The following is a 25,271-nucleotide window of genomic DNA, read 5'->3' on the forward strand; positions in this document are numbered from 1 at the left end:
TGTGGGCTTAGACTCTTTCGAGATCAAAAGTAATTTAGTAAATAATATTAATCCAAACGGATAAATAAATTAATGGTTGATAGCAGATAAAAAAACAGAGCATGAAAATGCTCTGTATAAATTAAGAGAAATAACAGATCTGATTTATCTAATAGAACAAACAAAATTTATTGATTCAACTAAATAAACAATAACCATATTATTAAACCGTATAATAGCCTTTTCAGGCAATGCCATTCATCTTAATAATAATTAAGTTCATCGGCTTTCCCCCAAAAAACACGGTAAGAATATGCAGTATAAGCAAGTATCGTAGGCACAACGAGTATTGCCCCCCATAACAGAAAGTTCAACGCTTCGGGTGCAGCTACCGACTCCCATATCGTTAACTTGTTAGGCACAATATAAGGGAAAAAACTAAAACTCAAACCGAAGAAACTTAAAGCAAAGATAAAGACGGTAATAAAAAAAGGTAAGCCAGAGCCATGTTCAGGTGCCTTTCTTAAATGTTTCAGTACATTAAAGCAAAGTATAAAAGCGATACAACATACCATCGGAATTGGTAATAGAAACACTCCATATGGCCAAGTAAACCATTTCAAATACACTTCAGGATTTAGCCAGAGATTTAGTGCCGACACTAAAACAATGCCAATAAAGGTAATGAGTACACTGCGGCGAGCATAATTAATCGCTTTTTGCTGTAATTCACCGCTAGTTTTCATTACTAACCAAGTTGCACCAATCAGCATATATGCACTGGCTACACCCAATGCACTGAAGAGGGCAAAACTGGTTGCCATTATCGATTGTTCAAACCCAGTAACGTAAAGTCCAAGCATGTATCCTTGAGAAAGTGCTGCAATATAAGAACCGGCTTTAAATAACCTGTCCCATGTTTTGCGATGAGAAACAGCTGCTTTAGCTCTAAAGTCAAAAGCGACTCCTCGCAAGATTAAGCCAATCAGCATAACCGCGCATGGCAAATACAACGCTTTTAGCACCATACTGTGAGCCGTTGGAAAAGCAATCAGTAATAAGCCTATGGCTAATACGAGCCAAGTTTCGTTAGCATCCCAAAAAGGGCCAATAGAAGCAATCATGGTATTGGCGTTATTTTGATTGTTCATTGGTAGTAACATACCAACGCCTAAGTCGTAGCCATCTAAGACAACGTATAGCAATGTTGCTAACGCCATTAAGCCAACAAATATTACCGCAAGTGATTCTTGATCAAACATGACTATTCTCCAATGAGTCTGAACGATAAGGAGAGGTAACATTTGTTAACTCCTCATTTTCATATTCTTCAACTTTTACAGCACGTCTAGCCATTAAAAAGATCGTATGAATATAGGCAACCAATAAACCTATATAGACAGTGCAATACATCATTAAACTCGTGACAACATTGCTTGGTGCAATATCAGTGACGGCTTCTTTAATGGTTAATACGCCACTCACTAAATAAGGTTGACGACCGATCTCTGTGACATACCAACCTGCCAATGTTGCCAACCACCCTGAAAAAGTCATCCATAATAGAACCTTAAGAAATAATGGTGATACGCTATCATGACGAAATAACTGAAACCTTGCGATCCAAGCAATAAGTATCATCAGTAGTCCTAACCCCACCATAATACGAAAGCCAAAAAACACGGGTTTAACGGGTGGATGTTGACCTACAAATTCATTTAAACCTTTTATTTCACCGTCAGCTTGGTGAGTTAAAATTAGGCTTGCGAGGTTTGGTATACCAACTTCAAAGTGGTTACTGCGAGATTCTTCATCTGGAATAGCAAACAATAATAACGGTGCACCTTTTTCTGTTTCCCACACGCCTTCCATTGCAGCCACTTTTTGTGGCTGATGCGCAAGCGTATTTAAGCCATGAAAGTCACCAACCAACGCTTGTAATGGTGCAAGTATCGCTGCCACAGTTACCGCGACTTTCAAAGTGAGTTTGGGCGCTTTTTTATTGTCACCTTTTAATAAACGATAAGCACTTAACCCGGCAATTAAGAAAGAAGCTGTTAAACCTGATGCCAACAACATATGAAAAAAGCGATAAGGAAAAGACGGATTAAAGATCACAGCAAACCAATCTACCGGATAAACAATACCGTCTCGTATTTCAAACCCTGTAGGTGTTTGCATCCATGAATTTAAACTTAAGATCCAAAAGGCTGACAACGTGGTACCTAATGCGACAACTATCGTCGCAAGCGTATGAATTTTCGGTGGTACTTTTTTTATGCCAAAGAGCATTATGCCAAGAAAAGTCGCTTCTAAGAAAAAAGCCGTAAGTACTTCGTAGCCCAGTAGCGGCCCAGCAATATTGCCAACTTTTTCCATAAACCCTGGCCAGTTTGTGCCAAATTGGAAAGACATTGTGATACCACTAACCACACCAAGCGCAAAAGTTAGCGCAAACACCTTAACCCAAAATCGATAAGCGCGCATATAAACGGGGTGCTGTGTCTGGTCAAATCGTACTTTAAAAAACACTAAGAACCAACACATTGCAATTGTGATGGTTGGGAAGAGAATATGAAAACTAATATTTAACGCGAACTGTATACGCGATAACATTTCTGTGTCTAACATAACGTACCTCTGCCGAATTTGGCGTGAGTTAGCCTAAGGCGCAATAAACGTATTGCGTCTAAAAAATAATCTTATTTAATAAAATTTTAGTGCTTACTTAGACTTTACAATCTTATCTTTAAAGTCGAGCATTTTCACAACACCGGAGCCAAGCTTCATTAACGTGGTTAGTTTCTCTGGGCTAACGCTTTGTAGTTCTCGCGCCCATTTAGTTATGGTTTCAAGCAAGTCGTGTATTTCGTCCATTTGTTTTAATGCGTAAGCCTCTTGCTGATTAGCCGGTTCATCAAGTAATGAATCCCGTAATAACGACAGTGTTGGATCAACCTCTCGTTTGCTACGCTCCTCAAAAATGCGATTTGCTAGCGCCCAAATACTCCCAGACGGCATATAGTAATCTTTACGATCCCCAGCAATATGCTGAACATTGACTAGCCGCCAAGACTGCAACTCTTTAATGCCCATACTGACATTACCGCGCGAGATACTTAGCGTTTCACCAATTTCATTTGCAGACAATGCTTGCTCACTCATCACTAATAAGCCCATAATTTGGCCGATCGTACGATTAAACCCCCATCGACTGCCCATTTCACCACAATGCATAACAAAACTTTCTATTTTAGGTGACAACTTCATATTTTAAACTTTCAATAATTTCTGAACGTTTAAAATATTAGAATGATTTTTGATCTAGATCAAGTTAAATTTACGACAATTATTAATAAGAATGACGCATTAGTTAAAGCTGTATTCCATGCTTTATTGGCAATAATTTCTCATGTTGCTAAGCCATTTCGACTAAAAAGGATAATCATTAAGTTTGGTTAAAAACTACTTAACATTTACGCTAGATTGGAAAATATCGACTCATTCCAATGTTACATCAGCATTGCTAATTATCGATCGGTAGATATTTTTACACAAAAAGGGGGCGTCTTAAGACTCAACACGACCACTAAAAATAGAACATATATAATAGAAAAGACAATGACAGCCACATTAAAATAATAAGTGGAATACCGGCGCGAATAAAATCAGAAAACTGATAACCACCGGCATTCATCACAAGTAAGTTTGTTTTGTAAGCCATCGGCGTCGCATAACTAAGATTGGCACCAAACAAAACAGCAAGTATGAATGGTTCAACGGGTAACGATAACTGATTTGCAACGGATATCGCTATTGGTGTACCGATGACCGCTGCGGCATTATTTGACACGATGTTTGTTAAAATAGCGAGCATTAACATTAACGACGCAATAATACCCCAAGGCGGCAAATCAACCGCAAAGGCAACAAACACTTGTGCAATATATTCAGCGCCACCTGTTTGCATCATCGCGGAACCTAATGCTAATGATGCAACAACAATAAGAATCACTTGCGTACTCAATGCTGATGACACCTCACTCCAATCAATACACTTAGTAATCAACAAAACTAATATGCCGCACAGTGAACTGATAGCGATAGGCAAAATACCCACGGCAGCAACCGCAACAACAAGAAATAGCACGAATAATGCGATAGGCGCTTTTTTCGAATAAGGTAAATCTGATGCCCCATCTATAATTAAAAAGCCCTGCGAACGCTTTAATTCTGCGACTTGGTCGGCGTCTCCTTGCACGAGTAATACATCACCAGCATGGATAATAACGTTGCCAATACTTCTTCGACCTATATCCATTGCTTTACCGTTCCGGTGCAGCGCCAGAACCGATATGCCATAACGTTTCGCAAATTGAACATCTTTAAGCGTTCTGCCGACTAAATTAGACGCTTGAATCACTACAATTTCCACCAACTTTTGCTTTTCAGCATTCAGAGGATGATCTTCATCAACTTTGTGAGCACCAGAAAACAAGGTAGCCTGTAAAACAGCTTCAAACTCTTTAAGTTGTTCTGGGTGTTCCTGAATATGAAGCCTGTCACCTTCTTTAAGCACCGTATCAGGAAAAGGGCGAATACTACGATAATCTGGGCTACGTTGTATTGATTCTATACTCATTTGATCGTCGGTTAACTTGAGTATTTCTGCGACTGTTTTACCATTCGCAATGCTATCTTCATTAATATTTAAATAAGCGCTAAAAAGTCGTGGCGATGTATCAGGTAAAGACGCGGCACGTTGTGGTAGTAATTTGGGAGCCACTAACCATAAATAGGCAATCGCAATAAAAGCAGCGATAATCGCGGGTGCACTAAAATCGAACATACCAATACGCGGTAAGCCCATATCACTGGCAACACTCACCACTAACAAATTAGTTGAGGTGCCGATCGTTGTCGTCATCCCTCCTACCAGCGTGGCTAAGCCCATAGGTAATAGCATTGGAGAAGTATCTGTTTTCGTTCTAAGTGCCACACTCGTTAGGATAGGTAAAAGTAACACAACAATTGGCGTATTATTAACGAAGGCACTTAGGGCACCTGCGATGATGAGTGTTACCAAGAGTGATATTGCAGGGCTAATTTTCCACAGTTTTGCTAAGTTTCTGCCAACCGGCACTAAGGCCCCTGTTCGCACTAACGCATGGCCAATAATCATTAATGCACACACTGTTACCAGCGCTTCATGGCCAAAACCAAAGAACAATGATGATGGCTCCAAGTGCTGACCATTTAAATCGAATGGAAACACGGTAAAAATCATACAAAGTATAACGAGTACCGCAAGAGATGAGGTTTCTAAGGGGATATCTTCTCGTCTAAAAAAATAGAGTGCTATCACAGTTAGTACTAACATGGCTAACGCATGGTTATTGGGAATGTCTGGTATGGTCACATTCAACTCGTTGATTAATTTAATGAGCACTTTTAATCAACGTTAGCATTCGACTCACTAAAAGGCGAGAAAGTAACAAAAATAAGTTAATGAGTTATTGCTACTAATGTACATTCAGTAAAAAAGCGAAGCATAATTGCTTCGCTTTTTTCACACTAAACCTAGTTAAAAGTTTACTGTAGTTTCTTGCCCCACAACCACATCTACTGTTTCCATATTACCTTCTGGTGAAGGAATAACTAAGCCGTCATATTGAACATTATCGTCAATTTCAACGCCACAAAATAACGCGACAGTATAATTACCTTCAGCGACAAAACCTATGCTATAAGTACTATCATCGTTTACTTTGGCCGTTGCAATAGGCGCAGTAGCTGTTGGCACTTCTCCTGCGAAGGTTGTATCTTCAATATCAAACATATCACCCAATTCAGTAGGTGCCGCTTCATATAAATAAACAGTACAAGCACCTAAATTAGTATTTTCGGCTGATATTAAACCACTAATTGATCCCGTAGCACCTTCAATACGCACACCATGCGGCTTAATAATAAAGCCATTTTTAGCAGGATCATTTCCACGTTGCACCAGAGATTGTCTTAAATCAAACTCAATAGTGTAGGCAGGTACTTCGCCTTGTTGTTGTGCGTTTTCCGTCACCATAAACGCACCTAATCGTAAGCGTGAACTGGGGACTTTTATTGCATATTCTGTTGCATCATTATCAAGCATTACATAAGAGCCTTCATCAATAACATTGAGCTCCATCGTGTATTCACCGACATTTAGCGTTACGTTTTGTGTTTCATCAATAATTTTCAGTTGACTAGTGCCCTGATGATCGAGCAAGTTTACTTGAATTGAGTCAACGACTTCCCCCATGTCATTAGTAAACTGGTCAATCATGACTTCTTGTTTACCGTTTGTTTCATCGGTATTTATCAATTTAATGCTGCCAATTTCAATTGCAACAATCACGGCATCATCAACAGGTGCATCACTAACCCCCAATGAAAACGTCGTCGTAGCCTGTGAATCGATAATCACATTAGTAGAACCATCACTACTACTCGATGAACCACCACATGCAGCTAAAAATACACATGCAGAAACAAAAGAAAATAATGCCTTTTTACTTATCATAAGTACCTCTTTGAAAAGTTTTAGTTAAAACGACTTAATAGAACTATTTAGTTTTGGCATAAAGTCATTATAGCGGCATATTCAGTAATGTTTTAGGCTAAATACGAAAAATTTAGTATTTATAAAGGTATTCTTTTATTTTTATTATACTTTCAAAGCAATGCTAGCGATGGCTGACACTGTGTTTTTCACTAGCTTCGTAATTAAGTAGCAAAAGATTAAAAAGCTATAGCCATTTTTTTCTTTTAAAAACGACAACAAGTACCACAGAAATAACAAGCATCACACCGAGCAAAATAAAATAACCATTAGCCCACTTAAGCTCAGGAATGTGCTCAAAATTCATACCGTAGATACCCGCGAGAAAGGTCAAAGGCACAAAAAGCGCAGTGATCACCGTTAACACTCGCATTGTTGCGTTTAATTGATGCGAAGTTACAGACATGTAGCCATCAATCAGATCACCACAAATATCGTAATACATTTGCGATAAACTCAACAGTCGCTCTAATCGCTCTCTAAGATCAGTTAAGGTATGAATTTCTTCCGGTGTAATTAACGTCGTTTCGTCATTTTCAAGGAAGTTATTTAATGATTCACCAATAGAAACGTGATAATTAAAGGTACGCCTTATTTTTACAAGCTGTGAACGATAAGACGTTATTTCCCGCATCATTTTGTCGTTTCCACTTAATTGAAATTGATCTTCAATTTTCTCTAACTGTGCTTCAAAGCTAAACAACTGTTGTAAGTAATTGCCGCAACTGGAATGAAAGATTTGTAACGCTAAATGCACAGGACTGCGCGCCAAAAACTTAGCGCTTTTTTCATGAAAAAGCGTATTAATAGCGATAGAACACTCACGATGACAGGTGATTAATATACGATGACCAATGAACATACCTAACTGTAGATGTTCAAAATCTAATACGTCGTCATAACGCACAAACCCTCGGTATAATAAACAAATATAGTTATCAAATAATTCTATTTTCGGGGGGTGTCTTTCACGTTGTACATCTTGTATGGCTAACGGGTGGCAACCTAAAGAAATTAACATCTGTTTTTCTTTCTCTTTGTCCAAACCTTCTAAATCAAGCCATAACGTGCTGTCTTCATTATTTTGCCAACGCTCAATGAGCTCTTCCTGACCAATCTCAGTAGAAGTGCTGGAAATTAACAAGGTTCTAATCATTACTTTTAATCCTGTAGTACCACAAAAGTTTGCGATGAATTATGTTAGCCATTAAATTGCCGTCAATGTTCAGTTTTATCTGCAATAATTTTTGCAAAACATGTCAGTAATCTATCAACATTTATTGGTTTAGTGAGGTGCTCTGTAAACCCTACCTGTTTGGCATATTCAACACTTTCAGAGTTTACATCAGCAGTCAAAGCAATAATGGGTAACTCTTTATACGCATCTATCGCTCTAATTTGCTTGGTTGCCTCATAACCATCTAGCACCGGCATTTGGCAATCCATCAACACCACATCAAACGGCTGATTTTTAACAGCCTCAACACCTTCTTGGCCATTGTTAGCAATTTCTGGTTCAATATTCTGCTTTCTCAAAATCGTTTTAATTAATGCCTGATTAATACGGTTATCTTCGACCACTAATACGCGTAGCATTGAAAAATCTTGCTCAGGTGCTTTTTCAACTTGGGCGACTTTATCGTACGAAACGCTCAATGTGGCAGTAAAGGTAAATTCAGAGCCTTTTCCTTCCTCGCTAAAAACAGTGACATTCCCCCCCATGAGGTAACTTAACTCTCTTGAAATTGCGAGCCCCAAACCAGAACCGCCATAATTACGAGAAGTAGAGTCATCAGCTTGAGTAAAAACAGTAAAGAGCTTTTGTTGATTTTGTCTGCTAATACCGATACCCGTATCTATTACCTTGATCAGTAGTTGTGCTGAACCGCTTGCCTCTAACTTAGCGCTAGCTTGCAACGTTATCGAACCGGTAGCTGTAAATTTCACTGCATTACTGCATAAATTAACTAACACTTGTTCAATGCGAGCTTGATCACCAATAAAATAAACATTGGCAGGGATTTCATCAATTAGCTGCCATTTCAACCCTTTATTTGCAGACATTGTTTCATAAATAGTGGCAATGCGTTGTAAACTCGCGTGCATATCAAAATGATGCATAGATAACTCAAGTTTACCGACCTCTATTTTGGAAAAGTCCAAAATATCGTTAACCAAATTAAGCAAAATATCGGAAGACACTTCAATCTTGCTTAAATATTCCTTTATCTCTTGTGGTTCATCCGTGTGTTGCGCCATTTGAGAAAAACCAACGACAGAGTTAAGCGGCGTACGTATTTCATGACTCATATTCGCAAGAAAGCGACTTTTGGCTTGATTTGCCTCTTTAGAAACCTGTACCGCCTGATGCAAGGATAGCGTTTTTTTCTCAACTAAATTATTAAGTACTAAGTGTCGATTGTTCATCAATAACACCATCGCAACTATACAAACAACCAAACCAAACTGAAAAATAAACAAGACAAAATGTGAGCGGCTTTGTTTAACTTTTAAATATGACTGATTAAGCGCCAAATTTAAAAACCACGTTTGCCCAGAGTGAAAAAACTGCATGGTTTTAACATCTTCCCGATCACTTAAACGGATATTCTTTTCTTCAGTATTGCCCGCAAACCAATGAGTTGCGCCTCGCTCGTAGAGTTCATATTTAAAGAGTTTATTGTTATGAAAATCGAACGTTTTATCCATTATTTCATTGACTAAAAAAACGCCAGTTGCAAAACCTCTAACGCGTTTTCTAATTTTAGCGTTGTCATCAGTATCCGCTTGAAACACAGGAATAAACAATAAAAATGCAGGTTGGCTTTTCTTCGATTGCACTAACGTAATTATTGGCGTTGCTTGAGAATAATAACTAGTTGTCGCCTTTAAGATAGTTTGTTTGCGCGCATTATTTGAATAAACATTATAACCAAGCGCTTTCTCGTTACCTTGCATAGGTGCAATATATTTTACATAAACAATGGGGTCGCCAGCATCAATAGGTTCGCCCTTTATTTTAATCGTGTCATCATAAATGTCTTTCAACGCAGCTTCTTCTTGCTGCTTTCGCTGTGGATTAATTAGCGGATTCCATGACATAGCATGAATGGCTGAGTTTTTACTTAACTCCTCTGCGGTAAAACTTTGGAATTCGCTGTGTGTTAATACTGGGTGGCTTTGAATGAAGTTTGCCAATGTTTGTAACTGCAATAAACTTTTATTAAGCTCTCGGTATAAACTACTTTCAACAACTTTTGTTTCTCTAGATATGATTTTTTCACTATTTTCATTGGAAAATTCTATAAAGAAGCTTGTGAGCACTAGCACGCATATAAACAAGAAACCTGTCGCTGCAATAGTGATAATTCTAATATTTTTTCGAAACTCTTGTTGTGAAGAGTATTGAATAACACTCAATAAAAATGGTGTTGCTAATAGTACCCCTATCGAATCTCCCAGCCACCAATAGGTCATATTTAACCAATAATTATCGATACTAAAATTAGCATTAAAGTACGTTAGTGCAGAAATACCTATATTGGCTGCAATAAGGTTTACAACAAAGCCCACTAGCACGACAAAATAGATAATTTTTCTTGTCGATGGTTGCGCAATTGGGCTGCCTAGCCATCGTCTCATAAGTGCACTTCCTACTGCAGCTTGCAGTGTGGAGCCTACTGCTATGAAAAAGATGCTAGCGCCGTTGATAGAAAATAAGTCGTACAACGAGAGATCTGCACTCACCGTAAAATTGAATGCACTAGACGCAATAAATATTGCCGGCAAAAACCGCCAGCCCCAAATAAAACTACCAACAAGCGCAATACCGGCTGGCAGCCATACGGGCATAATTTGGGTATGAAATGAGAGTGTAGAGAGTAAGTAACCCGACAAATAGGCACCCAGAGCAAGTGCAATATACAACAATTTTGCAGACGTTGAATTCAGGTTAGTGTCCATTTATTCTTCACACTCGTATTCTCAGAACAAGTTACTACTATGTATAGCGTATTTACTATGTTCTTTGTATAAATATTTACATTACACCATTAACTTATAACTTGTGCACACAAAAAAATTGAGAGAAATTTTAAAAACACCGCATTAGCTATTTTCTAAGTAACGTAATATATAGCTTCTATCGTTTGGCTTTACTCTTCCATCTTCCATAGCAGATAACATGTGTAACAACGCAGGGCTTAAGTGAATGTCGTTATTGAGGAAATAAGCATGGCCTTGCGGCCAATCAAAGCGATTATTAAAGTTGTCACAGTCCACCTCATAAACATTTTTAGCCACGCGCGATAAATCTTCAACGCCGGTCATACCTAAGCGCGCTGATACAGTGCGGTTACGTAAATTGCTCAATTTACTCGCTGGCATCGCAAGGTCGTCATTCGCATGATAAACCACAACATTTCTTGCTGCTTGAGGAATAAGTGCACCACTATATCCGGGCTCCAAACTATGATTAACCACATCTGCAGCGACCATAAAAATATTACGAAACAATTTGGGTACTTGTCCTCCATGATCAAACTTACCCCAAGTCGCTATTGCATTCCGTAACACTCTATTGCCCATTGAATGGGCAATAATATTCAACCTTCTCGTGCATGGGTCCACCTTACAAGCCTCTTTTGCTCGCCAAACATCAAACTTAGCCAGCATACGAGCGAAAGCTAATCCACTTGCGTCAGCCGCTTTTTGGTCATCCCAATAATCGTCAATAAGGGCATAAAATGCGTCATCATCACAAGGCCAAATCAACGGCACAACTAGTGCAAAATCATCGCCATTATTCTGATTTATCAATGCTTGAAGTTGCATAGCCCTAGGAAAAATGTCCGTTTCAGGCATGTTATTAAAGCCATGGATATAGAGGAGAACTTGAGCCTTTCCAGGTAATTGTTTTAATTGCTCAAAAAACGCTGGGCTACCAATTTCACGATAATCATTTTCTCCAACTCGCTGACAAAAATACATATCTAAACTAGCCCGTGTTTTTTGCGGCGGAAATGATATTTTACGACCTTTACGACTTTTTACTGATTCTCGAGGTGATCTATTCGTGGCAAATAACATGCACAAGTCCTTTTGTAGTGCGAAACTAAGGTATTGTTTGGTATATTTTCAGCGACAGTAACATCCTTTATAACTTATCACCTCAACAAGTATTAAGTGTAGTCTACTTTCGACGATTCGCTAAGACAATCAACACTGTAATGACCTCGTGTAAATCACGGTATACTGGTAAACGTCACTTATCATGTTTTTATTAATCTAATAGCGATAAAACAGCTTTAGTAAAGGCATTGAGTGCATTAAATGGTCATTCAGGTGAACCTGCTTTTAAATTGCAGGCTTAGTTTATGCCCTCACAGCTTTGTATTGTTTCTTAGCAAACAAAAAATATATTTAAAATCATTAAATGATTGGGTAAAGAATTAGAATAACTAAGAAAGTAAACCTAAGTATCTGGCAATATCACCCGATACTTAGGTTTAATGTTTAAAGAAAAATATAAATTGTTAGGCACCAAAAAGTGTTTCTTTGGTGATCAATTCAATAGAGTTTAAAATATCTGCAACACGGCTGTCCAAAGACTTATTTGACAGTAATGATTTACGATGCCTATCAAACATTTTATTGTATTTTTCTATTTTTTTTCCGAGAACTTGCCACGCTTGTTGCTTTGCACTTAAAGGCCAAGACTCTAATTCAATTTTACTGGTAGCTAGTTTATCAAAAAACATCTGCATGCCAGTAGCAGCCATATCTTTATACTGTTGATTTGAGTTAGACATTGATATGGTTGCTAAACCGCTTGCCATTTCGTTGACACTTTTGAGTGAACGATAATAATCATTCATTGCATCTTCGTCATATTCATCGACTTCAAATTCATAACTTCGATTTCTTACCACACTGTTAGTTTCAACACGAGTTGTATGCATAACAACTGGTTCAGCTTTTGGCGGATCGACAATTTGTGCAGTGTTAGTGGCAGTTGGCGTTTGATCGTTAATCCCACCAACAGTTAAGCGCCCTCCTTTTCCCAGCCCGCCTTCAACTTGTTGTGCTTTGTATTGGCGTAATGCTTTAACCATTTGGTTGTATGAATCAGCAAAAGCAGCAGTAATAATTTTGCCTTCTGGTGAATTACTAAAACCACTAGCTCCTGCAAAACCACCAGAAAATAACCCGCCAAATAAACTAAAATCGTAATTGCCTGCATTACCAATTGCGGCAGACACTTGCACGCCAGATCGATTATCTATTAACAATAGTGTTGTAGATGCTTCATTTTTACTTAAGCCACCACCAATAATTGAGCCAAATGAACCCAATAATGAAGCACCAACCGCTTTGAGCCCTTGTGTTCCTTTCGCTGAAAACTGAATTTCTGGACTGATCGTGTAATCAGCAGCCACCATCTGTGCCCCACCCAAGTTACTGCCCTGACGGAGCTGACCAGACTGCATTAATTGTCGTTCTCGGTTCATTGCATTCATTGCTTGCCCACGTTCAACAACAACAAAACAATTAGATTGTTGTAACATCAACCGAATAACCGGGATAGTACTACCAAGCGAAGGGTACCTTTTTCGGTAATCGCGCCACCAGGTCAGTGACGTATCTTCAAATACAGATAAAGTACCAAGAGGTGATGTACATTTTTCTAGGCCTGCATTTGCGTTGGCTGTATTGCTCCCGCCTGCGCCCCCAGTAACAACATTACCACTCGAGCCCCCCATGGTTGGACCAGTAGACATACAAGCTGGTAGCCCAGTTAATGCAGCACTAAATAGTGCGACTTTGCACCACTTAGTGTTTTGAAATTTATTGAGTGTTTGATTAAGCAACATGACGCTTCTCCATTCCTTTAATTGGTCTTTGATTATGTAATCTTGTAATTCAGTTGAGTTGCCTTATTTCAGATTATTAAATGGCATTACTCTCCTACTATTTGCAGCATATAACTCACCGGTTGCAGACTATTTAACCGCTTAACTTATGCATATTTTGCATAAGAAATTTGGCATGATTAATCAACAAAAAACCTAAGTAAAATGTTTGCTGTGCCATGAGTCAAACAGCGCTATTCATGGGTGTTATCAATATATTGCTTAACCTAGCAGCAGGTTCAATACTATGCATCGTGAGTTAACGCACCTTATCGACAGTTAACGCCATTTAAGGTAAATTAAGCTAAATTCGTTGAATACAAATTAACCAGTTACACCAATTGGATGCTTAGTAGAATTTCAACAAGTTTTTTTAACAGAGGTTAAATCAAACGTTTCAGATCAGGATAATCGATAAATGGTGAATAGGACTCAACGTAAACGTGGTGTGATAGCTGACAGAAAAAAACTGGAACAAGCTTTATTCGCGGCAGGATTTAAAACCCAAGCGGCACTAGCTGAACATATCGCCTCTTTAGAAAACTTAGATAGCGCACCAAAAGACATGGTAAATCGCGTGTTTCGGCAAATCGCTGTGTCGCCAGTTTCTATCGAGCGCATTGCCGCTGCACTTAATGTTGACGCCTACACTTTATATCTTACTAGCGACTCAGAGGCTCTCGAACCTGAAACTGACGATGGTGATAATAAAATAAAGCAAAACCTAGCATTTAAGTATGTCGGCCTAACTGGCTTAGCATTGTTAACTTTATTTACTTTTGCTTGGGTAATTTACCCTAAAGCTGCCGTAGCCCCCGTCGACTTGAGTCCAAAAAGCTTCAGTAACCCGCTAAAAAATCACTACGATCAGGTAATTTCTCATGGCACGACTCCTTCTATAGCCCTATACGGCACTCATGATCAAAAAAAGTCCTTACAGATTGTTCGCGAAACTTTACAAAATGACTTTAATATTGTGCCTAATACTGTGACACATTCACCAGACGCCATAGTGTCAACACATGAAATAGAGCGAAAGCAAGTTGACTTTATTGTCGTGTTAAATACTCGAACTTATGGAAGATACGTATTACAAGAAGCTTTCTTGGCCAACAACAAACAACGATTAATGGTCGCTCAAAACTTTTATGCAACTGAAGAGCTTGATACAGACCCAGAAACTATAGCGACAAAACTATCAACAACGATTAGGCAATTTTTTTTGTCAGACAAGAGCAAAGATTCAAATCAACGATTTATCAATTCTACTGCTGCTAAGTTTTATGTAGAAGGTTTGGATTTATTGGAAAAATCTTATAACTTGGAATATATAAAAACTGCACAAAGTCGTTTTCTAAACACTATTAAAATAGCGCCTAAATTTGCTCAGGCACATGCCGGGTTGTGCCAAGCGTATGTTTATGAGAGTTGGTCGTCTGATGAGCGGTATTTACTTGAACAAGCTTTAACACATTGCAAAAAAGCCAAACAATTAGCGCCAAATCACCCTTTTGTTATTGCGTCTAATGGCTTAATGTTGCGTAGAACTGGAAAAACAGATAAAGCAATTGAGCTATTAAGTACGTTCTCACCTAAAAATGCGGCTATTTTTTACCAATTGTCTTATGCTCAATTAGAAAGCTTTCACAAGAACAGCCCTAAGAACCCTTCGTTAGATAAAGCCAAACAAAGTATCAACAATGCTATTGCTAAGGATCCAAATAATTGGAAATATCACTTTTTTTTAGGAGTAATTGAATGGTCAGATGGGAATCGGCAACAGGCTATTAATGCAACTGAAAAAGCTGATGTGCTAAATAGTAACGAGATTGTATTGACCAATTTGGGTACATTGCATTATTGCATGGGACACGTTGAAAAAGCCAAAAGATATTACCACACCATTATTGAAACAAATCCAAATTCGTATTTACCTGTCGAGCAGCTAAGTATGTTGTACTATTTTTCAGGTGAGAATAAAGAAGCAATTAAACTTCGAGAAAAATCAATACTGCTTGCAGGTGATGCAGGTATTCACCAAATGTGGGGAGCACTTGCGGATATGTATTCTACAGCAGTACAACCAAAACGTGCGGTAAATGCTTATCAACAGGCCATTGCCATATTAGATAGAGATTACGCGAGAGGTAATCAATCAGAAAGTGACCAAGTATACCGCTTTTATTATACCACCCGAATTGAGTTGTTAACCGAAATAACTCAAATCGACCATTCAATTAAACTTGAACGAATTGAACAACTGTCTAAGAATAATCGATTAGACTTACCCGCGATGGTTAGATTAGGTTTACTCTATCAATATTTTTCTGACAATAGCTCAGAACATAATACCTTCTTAAATCAAGCAATCGATAAATGTCCAATTTACAAGCAGCTTCCTGAAATAACAATATATAGTTCATCCATGATGTCAGCTAAATCGAGCCCTTAAACGAAAACCATGAGCGAACTTATTTAGTTGGGTAGCACCTATTACACTCTAGTAATATGTTCAATGCCTTTCGTTTATTTTAACCAAGCTAGTCGTTGCAATTACTCCACCAAAGTGTCCTGACACGGTAAGTAAATGCACTAAATTTAACTGACTATTAGCAATGGCAAGAACATCCGCAATTTCAGCTCTTAACTTTAAGTAGTCATTGCTATCTTCCTCTACCTAGCAAATATAATTAAACTCATTAGCCGAACAATAGATAGCATATGCATAGCAACACTTATTGTTTCATTGAATTTTTAACACAACTCTCGTTAATGTAGTATGGACTCTCCATGAATAACGGGTAGATGAGATGCAGACATTAAATCCTTACTTAGCACCAATTCTTCAAGAACTTGAATGCTATTTCAATCACTGTCCGCTGACCAATGAATATGAAATTATTAAACATTTAAGTCATCAAGAAATCTCCCCTTTTAACAGCTTTTCATTAGCCGACCACCAGGATTTATTTAGTGCGCATTTTCTTTGCATGCACGCGCTTTATCATTTAAAAGCACATTATCAAGACGCACAAAAATACCAACTTTTTATTGATTCTGTGCGTATAGAGAGAGTGGCGATAGATAAATCAAAAACGTTAGCTCATGCTCCCAAATATACACTTGAAGCCGTCGATCCACTCGCTAGCTACTACTTAAATTCACAACACTATTTTGAAACACAAGAAAGCGAAATCAATGACATGCTTAAGCACTTTTGGCAAAAATATCTGGCACAAGAAGACAAAAACAAAGCGCTTGAAACCTTAAACCTCCCATTGGATGCCGATAAACAAACCATAAAAACACGATACCTTCAACTCGCTCAAACACATCACCCTGATAAAGGTGGCTGTGCTAGTGCTTTTACGAAGATCCGTCAAGCCAAGGCGGTATTAGATAAGCTCTTTTGAACAGCGAACGTGAATAAATTAGCGTTACTGACTCTGTGCATTGTCACAACTTGTTGTGACATATTCGACAATAAAATCAATAAAGGTGCGTACATTTTTAGATTGTTCTTTATGATAAGGATAAACGGCATATAAGGCGTGTTTTTCGGCTTGCCAATCTGGCATTAACTTAACTAATTCACCAGATTGCAGCTCTTTTGCAACAAATAGCTCTGGTGTTAACAAAACACCTAGACCTGCTCTTGCCGCTTGCTTTAGAGCTAAGCCATTATTAACCACATATGAACTCGGCGGTGATTCAACCGTCCGAACTTCATTCCCTTGGCGAAAAAACCACTGCCTAGGCGAAGACGACAAACTGTAAATCAAACAATTATGCGCATGTAAGGCTTCTGGTTCATCTGGTTGACCATGAGTGGCTACATATTCAGCCGAAGCACAAAGGACAAGGTCTAAGCCAAAAATTTTACGCGATTTTAAGCTCGAACTTTGTAACTGCCCCCCGCCTCGAATAGCAACATCAACACCATGCTCTACGAGATCTAAATATTGATCACTCATGATAAGCTCAATGGTAATATCGGGGTGTTGCTTCATAAATTCGCACACGGCAGGATTTATTAAAAGTAGCCCAGCCGACATAGGGACACTGACCTTTATCAGACCACGTAAATGTGTTGAAGATTCAATAATAGAAAGATCAGCCGTGTTCAATTCATCAAGAATATTACGTACATGGTGATAATATTGATGACCTTTAGCAGTAACATGCATCTTTCGTGTTGTACGGTGAATTAAAGGTGCCTTTAACTGCTCTTCCAATTGATTAATACTTTTACTAATGGCGGCTTTAGACAAAGATAAATCGTCCGCTGCAGCTTTAAAACTGCCTAACTCAACAACCCGCCTAAAAATAGTTAACGCCTTTAACTTGTCCATCTGCACACACTGATTGTTTACTTTTAGTAAACTATATTATCACTATAATGCCATTTATCTACTATTTGCTTAAGCGTATAGTAACAATAAGTTAATTATTCGTTACAAGCAGCCCAGACGGTTGAACGTTCGTTAGGAGAAATTAGATGAAAAAGATACTTGCATTTTCAGGTAGTAACCATAGCCAATCGATTAATCAGTCATTGATTAACGTTGCCGCTAGTAAAGTATCAAAACATGAAGTTACTGTATTAGATCTTAATGACTATCCGTTACCAATGTATGGGTTAGACGTACAAGCACAAGGCTTCCCAGAGTCTGCCACTAAGTTACGTGAGCTCATGTCAGGCTATGATGCATTAATCATTGCATCACCTGAGCATAATGGTTCAATGCCTGCATTTTTAAAGAATGTTATTGATTGGTTATCACGACTCACCACACCAGGAAATCCCTTTTTTGGTGACACCGTAAAGCCAGTTCTACTCATGAGTACTTCGCCTGGCCCTACTGGTGGCGCAACAAACATTAAAACGATGGCTGAGTTAATGCCATGGTGGGGTGGTGAAGTAAAGGGGACTTATAGCTTAGGCGGATTCTTTGACAAGTACACTGATGGACAATTTGATCAAGAAACAGATCGCGCCATCAGCGATGTTATTAATACTTTCGAAGCAACAATATAATGCAATAATAATGTGCGCTTACGTTCATTATGTCGTTAAGCGCACTATTCTATTTATTACTTTTTTCTTTCAGCTTTTCAGTAATATACGCCTCAATTTCCGCTTCAAGTACAAATAACGGTAATGAACCATTTTTTAAAATTTGATAATGAAATTCACGTACATCAAAATCCAAACCCAATTCAGCTTCAGCACGTTTGCGTAAATCGCGAATCATGATTTCACCTATTTTGTATGATAAAGCTTGACCCGGCCATGAAATATAACGATCTATTTCAGTTTTAACATTATGTAGCGATAACGCAGTATTATCTCTCATAAAGTCCATCGCCTTTGTTCTTGACCAACCTTTTACATGCATACCGGTATCAACCACTAATCGCGCTGCTCGCCACATTTCATAGGTCAGTCGGCCAAAGTTGCTGTAATGATCAGTATAAATGCCAGCTTCAATACCTAGCCATTCAGCATATAATCCCCATCCCTCACCGAAGGCTGAAATATATGCGTGTTGTCGATACGAAGGCAAATTATCTAACTCACTATTTAAAGAAATTTGTAAATGATGCCCGGGCACACCTTCATGTAAGGTTAACGCGGGTAATACATACAATGGACGTTTATCTAATGCGTAAGTATTAACCCAATATGAACCTGAATGACGATCATTTGGCGGGCTGATATAACGACCTGTTGTATATTTAGGTGCAATACTGTCAGGAACTGGCACCACACCATAAGGTGTACGCGGTAAATGTTTAAACAATGATGGTAATTTGCCATCAATTTGCTTCGCAAGATACGATGCTTCTTTAATTAATTCTAAAGGCGTTTTTGCGTAAAACTGCGGATCTGTTCTTAAAAAGTGAGTAAATTCGGCAAACGTTCCTTCGAAACCAGTTTTGGTAATGACTTCATCCATTTCCGAACGAATACGCGCGACTTCACGCAAACCAAGTTGATGAATATCTTCTGCACTCATGTCAGTTGTTGTGTAGTGTTTTACTCGATTATTGTAAAAGGCAAGACCATTAGGCATTGAAGATACAGCAATATTGGTTCTGGCGTTTGGAAAATACTCTTGCGTAAAAAACTGATAATAGTTTTTATAAGCAGGAATAATTTGTGTTGTTAATAAGTCAACTAAACGCTTACGCTGTGCTTGAACAAATTCAGCGTCAATCAACTTTGAACTCGTAGCAAAGGGCTTTAAAAACACTGATTGTTCAACTTTTTCAGGGATAAAGGCTGAAATAGAATGCTCATAATCAACTAAAACGGCTTGAGGCTGCGTGATCCCTTCAGCCAAACCTTTTCGCATCCAATCAATATTTTGCTCAAAATATTTTGGCATTGCTGCAAGCTTATTTATGTATTGCTCAATGTCTTTTTTCTTATTAAATACCGTTGCATCAACGGTAAAATTGATACTTGAATGAAAACCTGACTCAGACTTAAACGGAATATAATGCGATTTAAAGTGATAGTGAGCAATTTTGTTATCAAGTTGCGCTTTGATAATCGCATAGTTAATTTTATTTTCAGCTGACAGCTCACTTTGCACTATTTGTTCAAATGCAGCGGCAATACTTTTACGTTCTTGGTACTGTTTTGCTAAAAATTCAGGTGACAAATCTGGCCAATAAGATTGTTTCTCATCCGCTAATCTCGTTTGATATTTTCCCTTACCTGCTCGGTGATCTAACAATTGCTGAACCGTGAGTTCAAATTGCTCATCAGCACTAGGTTTTATCGGCGTTTGTTGACATGCACTGACAAGAAGCAAGCTGATAAACACTACCGTGTATTGAAGTGAGCAGAAGTTCATAAGGGTACCTGTGTTAAGACGGAATGATAAAATATTTATTAGCGCAGAAACATAACGTGAAAAACAAAAGAAAAATAGCAAAGTACGATAGAAGGTTTCGCTTTTAAGACAACTAACCCCTGTTGAAAATATTATTTATTTAAAGAAAAAGGGATTAGTGGCCTTTATTGGTTATAGCATGCGCTTTAGTACGTCATCTTTTTTAACAAAATAATGATATGCAACGCCAGCTATATGAAGCATTAATAACAGTACTAAACCATACATTATAAGGCTGTGTAGCTCTCTAAAAATAGCATAGCTAACAATATTTGCATCAGTCGAAGCCGGTATAAAAAATAAACCAAAGAAAGAGATAGGTCTGCTCACATAGTACTGAGATAATAGACCTGTGATTGGCATAGCAAACATACAAAAATACAATAAACCGTGAACCCAACTAATCACCCTAGCCTGCAAATGAGGTAATTTCTCGTGTGGAATATCAGGCTGGTACTTTAGCTTGTAATATAATCTAAAACTTGCCAACAATAATGCAATAAGACCAAACGATTTGTGCAGGTTCAGCAGTGTAAATTGCCATGTAGCTAAAGACTGCACTAAAGTTAAGCCCGCCATGATCATTGATAAAAGAAGAAATGCCATCGACCAATGCAATAGCCTTAATGTTTGGTTATAACGTACGATATTACTCACTTGAATACTCCCCAAAATTGCTCTTTGGCTCTTCTACGATAAGATTCAGCGTAAGCTGCAGAACGTGCTTTTAATATCGGATCATTCGTCGGTAAGATCCCAGATGGTAAGGTGAGCGGATCAAAGTTGATACCTTGGCAATCAGCATTCTGATCACGATTTACTTCGTGGATAACAATTTTTCCAGCAACAACTTTTTCACGCTCATTCGGCCACATTTTTGCGGGGTTGTGTTCATCATCTTGTGCAGTTGCAAATGAAAATACCCAATCATAACTGACTACACCTTGTTCAAGTCGTAATGCTAATTCTTCAATGAGGGCATCATTGCTGTCAGTATTTAGTGAATTGATATCCTCTACCAGTGGTTCCATAGACCACCGAACGGCTTGTTTTTGTCCGGAAGCTGAAAGCAGATAAAAGGCATTAATACTGTGATACCTTTCTAATGCAAAACTACTTGTTGGCAGATAATTTGCCTTCCAACGCAAGAAATCTGCACTTTCAGGGTGATTTTCAAAGAACTGTTTGATGGCAGCGCCCCCCTGTTTTATCGCTACAATTTGCTGATAAAAATCATTAGGATTTTTAACCGCCATCACTGGTGGCGTATTCATGGCGACACGCCACTGTTGGTTAGGTGCAAGATTAAAGCTCAACGCCAAACTTCGCACTGGCGCTTTTAAATCTGGTGCGGTTGGATTATTACCTGCTAATGAATACCGGCCGATAAAAGCTGTATTTCCTTTTTGGAATAATGACGCTGTCGAAAACGAACTTAAATTACCGTTTGATTGAAATTCGCCGTAAACACAAACACCTTTTGCATGGGCGCGCCGAAAACCAGGGAAATCAGATTTTCCTTGCTGTAAGTCGACAAATTTTTGTGCACTCACTTGTGCGTCGACGGGCAAGTTAAAAAACAATAAGGAAGACATTAAAATGGTTAATTGAAACTTCACATAAACTCCAGATAAAAAATAATGATTGAAGAACATTCACTTCAATGAATAGACCTACTAAGCGATATTATTCTTTCAGCCTTAATGGGATTTATATTACAAATAGTGAATATCTTAATTGATACGTTAAATCGCAAGCTATAGATCAGTGGTTTCAGGGTATTTATTGAATTTTGTAACACATGGCGCCATATAAAAATGAGACTTGATAATGTATGCACAAGGCATATTATGAAAACACTTTTTATTTTATTGGCATTAATGACTAGCCTAAATGTGTATTCTGCGCAAAAGCAACTTTCTCCCAGGGAAGATGTTATGACGCATGAAGAGATAAAACAGACGGTTAGCAACACCATTAATGCGCTAGAGCATACCTACCTATACCCCGAAAGAGCAACACAACTAAGAGCATTACTTTCAGCTAAATTAAATAATAACGGATTTCGCCCAAACCAAACTGTTGACGACTTTAGACGTGTACTCAGATCAATAATCATTAAAGCGACAAAAGATACAAGTATCGATATTGTACGAGAATACCCAATAACATTAACAAGCATTACAAGCAGCAAAAAAGAAAACACTTACCAGCACAACGACAGTATAGAGGCAGAAATACTTGAGCATAATATTGGCTATTTAAAGCTCGCAGGCAATATTAACTTTAATGGTGTATATCAGGCAATTGAAAAGGCATTTGAGTCATTATCAGGTGCTGATGCCATGATCATCGATTTAAGGTTAGCTGATGAAACTCATATGCAAATTGCACAATTAATCGTGAGCTACTTTGTACCTAACAACACCATTATTGGCCAAGTAGAATATAGTGGCAGCACCTCTCCTTTAGTTTCACTAATGCAAGAGCAAAGCGCAAAACAGGCGCTGCCATTGTACATTCTCAACTCCTCATTTGTTGCTGGAGAATGGGAGTTTATTAGCTACACTCTTAAACATTTCAATAAAGCAATGATCGTGGGTGAAGAAACCATGGGCGTAGGGCATTTCACCAAACAGATTAACTTAAATAAGCACCTAACATTGAAGCTCCCTTACGCTGTGATAAAACACCCTGTTACACAACAAGTATGGGATGAAAATGGTGTTGTACCTGATCACTTTACAAAAGCCGACAAAGCTTTTGATAAGGCATATGAAATAGCGCTAAGAATGCTAAACACAATAGACAATAAATAGCTATACAACACACAGTAAACGTAACAACACAAGCTAGCAACATTAAAAACTTAACCGTAGAGGCTATTAATCCAGCATTTTCATTACACCCACATTATGTATATACACACACGGATACTTGATCGAAACATAAAAAATAATTTTTAGTACATACATATTAAAAATAGTACCTCATATTTATCTGTCTACTCGAATAATAACTTGATTCTAATTCAGCAGAGCCTTTTTATAGATCAAAACCTATATGTACCATTTATATAAATTAATGTACCGTCTGAATCATTGATTGAAGTTTCAGCTCCTAAGTTGATAGATAGTCCATCACTAAATTGGTGCCAATACTGCGTATTGATGGTGCTATATGATGAATCAGCATGTATATGTGAAGCCCCAAGGCTCCATGATTTGTTAATAAACCAGTCAAGGTTCACCCTGATTAAATCATCATCATTTTCTCTTTTTCCTTCGCTCCACTTTGATACATATGATGATTTATTGTAGCTTGCTGAAAAATCAATACCTGCTGTTGATTGTAATGGTATGAAGTGCGAATAACTAATCTCCCAATCCGTTACAGTATGGTCAAAAAAACTATTTTCGCTTTCGTTTTCTTTATACTTAATCGAAAGTAATGATAATTCAGTCAAATGGTAGCCCGACAGAAATTCGAACCCATCTGAATCATTTTCTGAGTCGTTAGTTGTATAACCGCCCTGAACAAACCATTCTTTGGCAACATAGTATCTTCCTCCTAACGAATAGGAAGACCAACTATTGTGGGAAGTGTAATTGGTATATAAAAAATTTGAATTGGCGTATTTTCCAATAAGACGTTTAGGTATGATTTTACTGTCGTCTATAGGTGTAAAATAAAATTGGTATCCAATATTAAACATACCATCACCAAAATCATCAGAACTTGATAATGAACCTATTTCAATTTCATGTTGGAATTGATTAGCGATTGCAGATGTCGTTACTATTAGGGATATAACGGGGATTAAATAATTTAATTTTCTCATATTAAACGTCCATTGTTTTTGTTTATTTTCCTTACAAATGCTTAGTAATGCAACATAAGAAAAAGTTCCATTTTAATTTATTGGTTAGACATACACTTAAGGATACCTGATCAATAAAAAATATTTTTTTAGAGTAAAGACTTTACTTTTATAGAGTGGTTACTCTATAATCAATCTTGTTCCTAGTGAACACCTGTTGTAATAATTTTATATTCTAGCTTTCCCCAAAGCTAACCAACCGAAGATGCTTCATCTTCGGTTTTTTTTTGCTTGTGATTTTATAAAGGTTTTGAGAAAGGACATATAGCCCTTGTTGGGAGCATTATTCTTGTTCGGGCTCGGTTACGTCTTGCATAAACCAATCATTAATAACTTGTGTGGCTTGATCTACGCCTTTTTTCTTTAATGACGAAAACGCTTGTACTTTAATATCGCCCCCTAATGAGCTAAGTGATTTTTTAACACTTAACACTTCAGCACTCGCTTTTCCTTGGGACAACTTATCTGCCTTAGTAAGTAATGCAAGTACAGGGAGTTCACTATCTACCGCCCACTCGATCAAATCGCGATCTAAGTCTTTTAAAGGGTGACGAATATCCATTAACACCACAAGCCCTTTCAAACTTTGACGTTTTTCTAGATACTCACCTAGCGCTTTCTGCCATTTGAGTTTCATCTCAAGTGGCACTTTTGCGAAACCATAACCGGGTAAATCAACTAAGCGATGCTGCTCTGCTATTTCAAAGACATTGATCAATTGCGTACGACCAGGCGTTTTACTGGTTCTCGCCAGGCTTTTTTGCCTTGTTAATGCATTTAAAGCACTTGATTTACCAGCATTTGAACGTCCGGCAAACGCAACTTCAACACCCGTGTCTTCTGGTAATTTTCGAATATCTGGAGCACTGATCACAAAGGATGCTTTATTTAAATTGACTGCAAAAGTAGACAAAACCATTTCCATCTTTAATTCTTAATTTAGTGGGCTATTATATCTGTTTTTGAAAAAAATTAGTGAAAACCTTACTTTTTTT

General features: G+C 38.0%; 19 protein-coding genes. 4 read left to right on the forward strand and 15 right to left on the reverse strand.

What is annotated here, in order from left to right; genetic code table 11:
• Window positions 1-242: 242 nt before the first annotated feature.
• The 9 genes from cydB to QUE09_RS16690 all read right to left on the reverse strand — a co-directional run bounded on the left by cydB (window position 243) and on the right by QUE09_RS16690 (window position 13,452).
• Window positions 243-1,241, reverse strand: a complete 999-nt coding sequence (gene cydB / locus QUE09_RS16650) for a cytochrome d ubiquinol oxidase subunit II (RefSeq protein ID WP_286233999.1) — start codon at window positions 1,239-1,241, stop codon at window positions 243-245.
• Window positions 1,234-2,610 carry a cytochrome ubiquinol oxidase subunit I gene (locus tag QUE09_RS16655; protein ID WP_286234000.1) on the reverse strand — a complete coding sequence of 459 codons (1,377 nt, stop codon included), beginning with the start codon at window positions 2,608-2,610 and terminating at the stop codon, window positions 1,234-1,236. The genes cydB and QUE09_RS16655 overlap by 8 nt, the downstream gene beginning before the upstream one ends.
• 93 nt (window positions 2,611-2,703) lie before the next feature.
• Window positions 2,704-3,249 (reverse strand): GbsR/MarR family transcriptional regulator, encoded by a 546-nt coding sequence (locus tag QUE09_RS16660; RefSeq protein WP_286234001.1) that lies wholly within the window; start codon window positions 3,247-3,249, stop codon window positions 2,704-2,706.
• A 319-nt stretch (window positions 3,250-3,568) separates the two neighbouring features.
• Window positions 3,569-5,398, reverse strand: coding sequence for an SLC13 family permease (locus tag QUE09_RS16665; RefSeq protein WP_286234002.1), 1,830 nt, complete (start codon window positions 5,396-5,398; stop codon window positions 3,569-3,571).
• Between the two features lie 165 nt (window positions 5,399-5,563).
• Window positions 5,564-6,541 (reverse strand): DUF4382 domain-containing protein, encoded by a 978-nt coding sequence (locus QUE09_RS16670; RefSeq protein WP_286234003.1) that lies wholly within the window; start codon window positions 6,539-6,541, stop codon window positions 5,564-5,566.
• Window positions 6,542-6,767: 226 nt separating this feature from the next.
• A complete protein-coding gene (locus QUE09_RS16675; protein ID WP_286234004.1) occupies window positions 6,768-7,736 on the reverse strand; it encodes a magnesium transporter CorA family protein in 969 nt (322 codons plus the stop codon).
• A gap of 62 nt (window positions 7,737-7,798) precedes the next feature.
• The gene (locus QUE09_RS16680; protein ID WP_286234005.1) at window positions 7,799-10,543 is read right to left on the reverse strand and encodes a CHASE domain-containing protein; all 2,745 of its coding nucleotides are present in this window, start codon (window positions 10,541-10,543) and stop codon (window positions 7,799-7,801) included.
• Window positions 10,544-10,687: 144 nt separating this feature from the next.
• Entirely contained in the window at window positions 10,688-11,668 is a 981-nt protein-coding gene (locus tag QUE09_RS16685) for an alpha/beta hydrolase (protein ID WP_286234006.1), read from the reverse strand.
• A gap of 446 nt (window positions 11,669-12,114) precedes the next feature.
• A complete protein-coding gene (locus QUE09_RS16690; RefSeq protein ID WP_286234007.1) occupies window positions 12,115-13,452 on the reverse strand; it encodes a CsgG/HfaB family protein in 1,338 nt (445 codons plus the stop codon).
• A gap of 457 nt (window positions 13,453-13,909) precedes the next feature.
• Here QUE09_RS16690 and QUE09_RS16695 point away from each other — a divergent pair, with 457 nt between their 5' ends.
• Window positions 13,910-15,943, forward strand: a complete 2,034-nt coding sequence (locus QUE09_RS16695) for a tetratricopeptide repeat protein (RefSeq protein WP_286234008.1) — start codon at window positions 13,910-13,912, stop codon at window positions 15,941-15,943.
• A gap of 358 nt (window positions 15,944-16,301) precedes the next feature.
• Window positions 16,302-16,904, forward strand: coding sequence for a DNA-J related domain-containing protein (locus QUE09_RS16700; RefSeq protein ID WP_286234009.1), 603 nt, complete (start codon window positions 16,302-16,304; stop codon window positions 16,902-16,904).
• A gap of 24 nt (window positions 16,905-16,928) precedes the next feature.
• Here the strand turns inward: QUE09_RS16700 and QUE09_RS16705 are convergent, their stop codons facing one another.
• Window positions 16,929-17,843 (reverse strand): LysR family transcriptional regulator, encoded by a 915-nt coding sequence (locus QUE09_RS16705; RefSeq protein WP_286234010.1) that lies wholly within the window; start codon window positions 17,841-17,843, stop codon window positions 16,929-16,931.
• A gap of 146 nt (window positions 17,844-17,989) precedes the next feature.
• Here QUE09_RS16705 and QUE09_RS16710 point away from each other — a divergent pair, with 146 nt between their 5' ends.
• Entirely contained in the window at window positions 17,990-18,529 is a 540-nt protein-coding gene (locus tag QUE09_RS16710; RefSeq protein ID WP_286234011.1) for an NADPH-dependent FMN reductase, read from the forward strand.
• Window positions 18,530-18,578: 49 nt separating this feature from the next.
• Here the strand turns inward: QUE09_RS16710 and QUE09_RS16715 are convergent, their stop codons facing one another.
• The 3 genes from QUE09_RS16715 to QUE09_RS16725 all read right to left on the reverse strand — a co-directional run bounded on the left by QUE09_RS16715 (window position 18,579) and on the right by QUE09_RS16725 (window position 22,015).
• On the reverse strand, window positions 18,579-20,357 hold the full coding sequence (locus QUE09_RS16715; protein ID WP_286234012.1) for a DUF885 domain-containing protein: 1,779 nt from the start codon (window positions 20,355-20,357) through the stop codon (window positions 18,579-18,581).
• A gap of 171 nt (window positions 20,358-20,528) precedes the next feature.
• Window positions 20,529-21,053 carry a cytochrome b gene (locus tag QUE09_RS16720; RefSeq protein WP_286234013.1) on the reverse strand — a complete coding sequence of 175 codons (525 nt, stop codon included), beginning with the start codon at window positions 21,051-21,053 and terminating at the stop codon, window positions 20,529-20,531.
• The gene (locus QUE09_RS16725) at window positions 21,050-22,015 is read right to left on the reverse strand and encodes a catalase family peroxidase (protein WP_286234014.1); all 966 of its coding nucleotides are present in this window, start codon (window positions 22,013-22,015) and stop codon (window positions 21,050-21,052) included. The genes QUE09_RS16720 and QUE09_RS16725 overlap by 4 nt, the downstream gene beginning before the upstream one ends.
• Window positions 22,016-22,246: 231 nt before the next feature.
• Between QUE09_RS16725 and QUE09_RS16730 the strand changes: the two genes are divergently transcribed.
• A complete protein-coding gene (locus QUE09_RS16730; protein WP_286234015.1) occupies window positions 22,247-23,215 on the forward strand; it encodes a S41 family peptidase in 969 nt (322 codons plus the stop codon).
• A 233-nt stretch (window positions 23,216-23,448) separates the two neighbouring features.
• Here QUE09_RS16730 and QUE09_RS16735 read toward each other — a convergent pair whose 3' ends face one another.
• Entirely contained in the window at window positions 23,449-24,237 is a 789-nt protein-coding gene (locus QUE09_RS16735) for a hypothetical protein (protein WP_286234016.1), read from the reverse strand.
• Window positions 24,238-24,559: 322 nt separating this feature from the next.
• A complete protein-coding gene (gene yihA, locus QUE09_RS16740; RefSeq protein WP_434017574.1) occupies window positions 24,560-25,195 on the reverse strand; it encodes a ribosome biogenesis GTP-binding protein YihA/YsxC in 636 nt (211 codons plus the stop codon).
• Window positions 25,196-25,271 lie beyond the last annotated feature (76 nt).

The organism is Thalassotalea sediminis (assembly GCF_030295915.1).
GTDB classification, from domain to species: Bacteria; Pseudomonadota; Gammaproteobacteria; order Enterobacterales; family Alteromonadaceae; genus Thalassotalea_C; species Thalassotalea_C sediminis.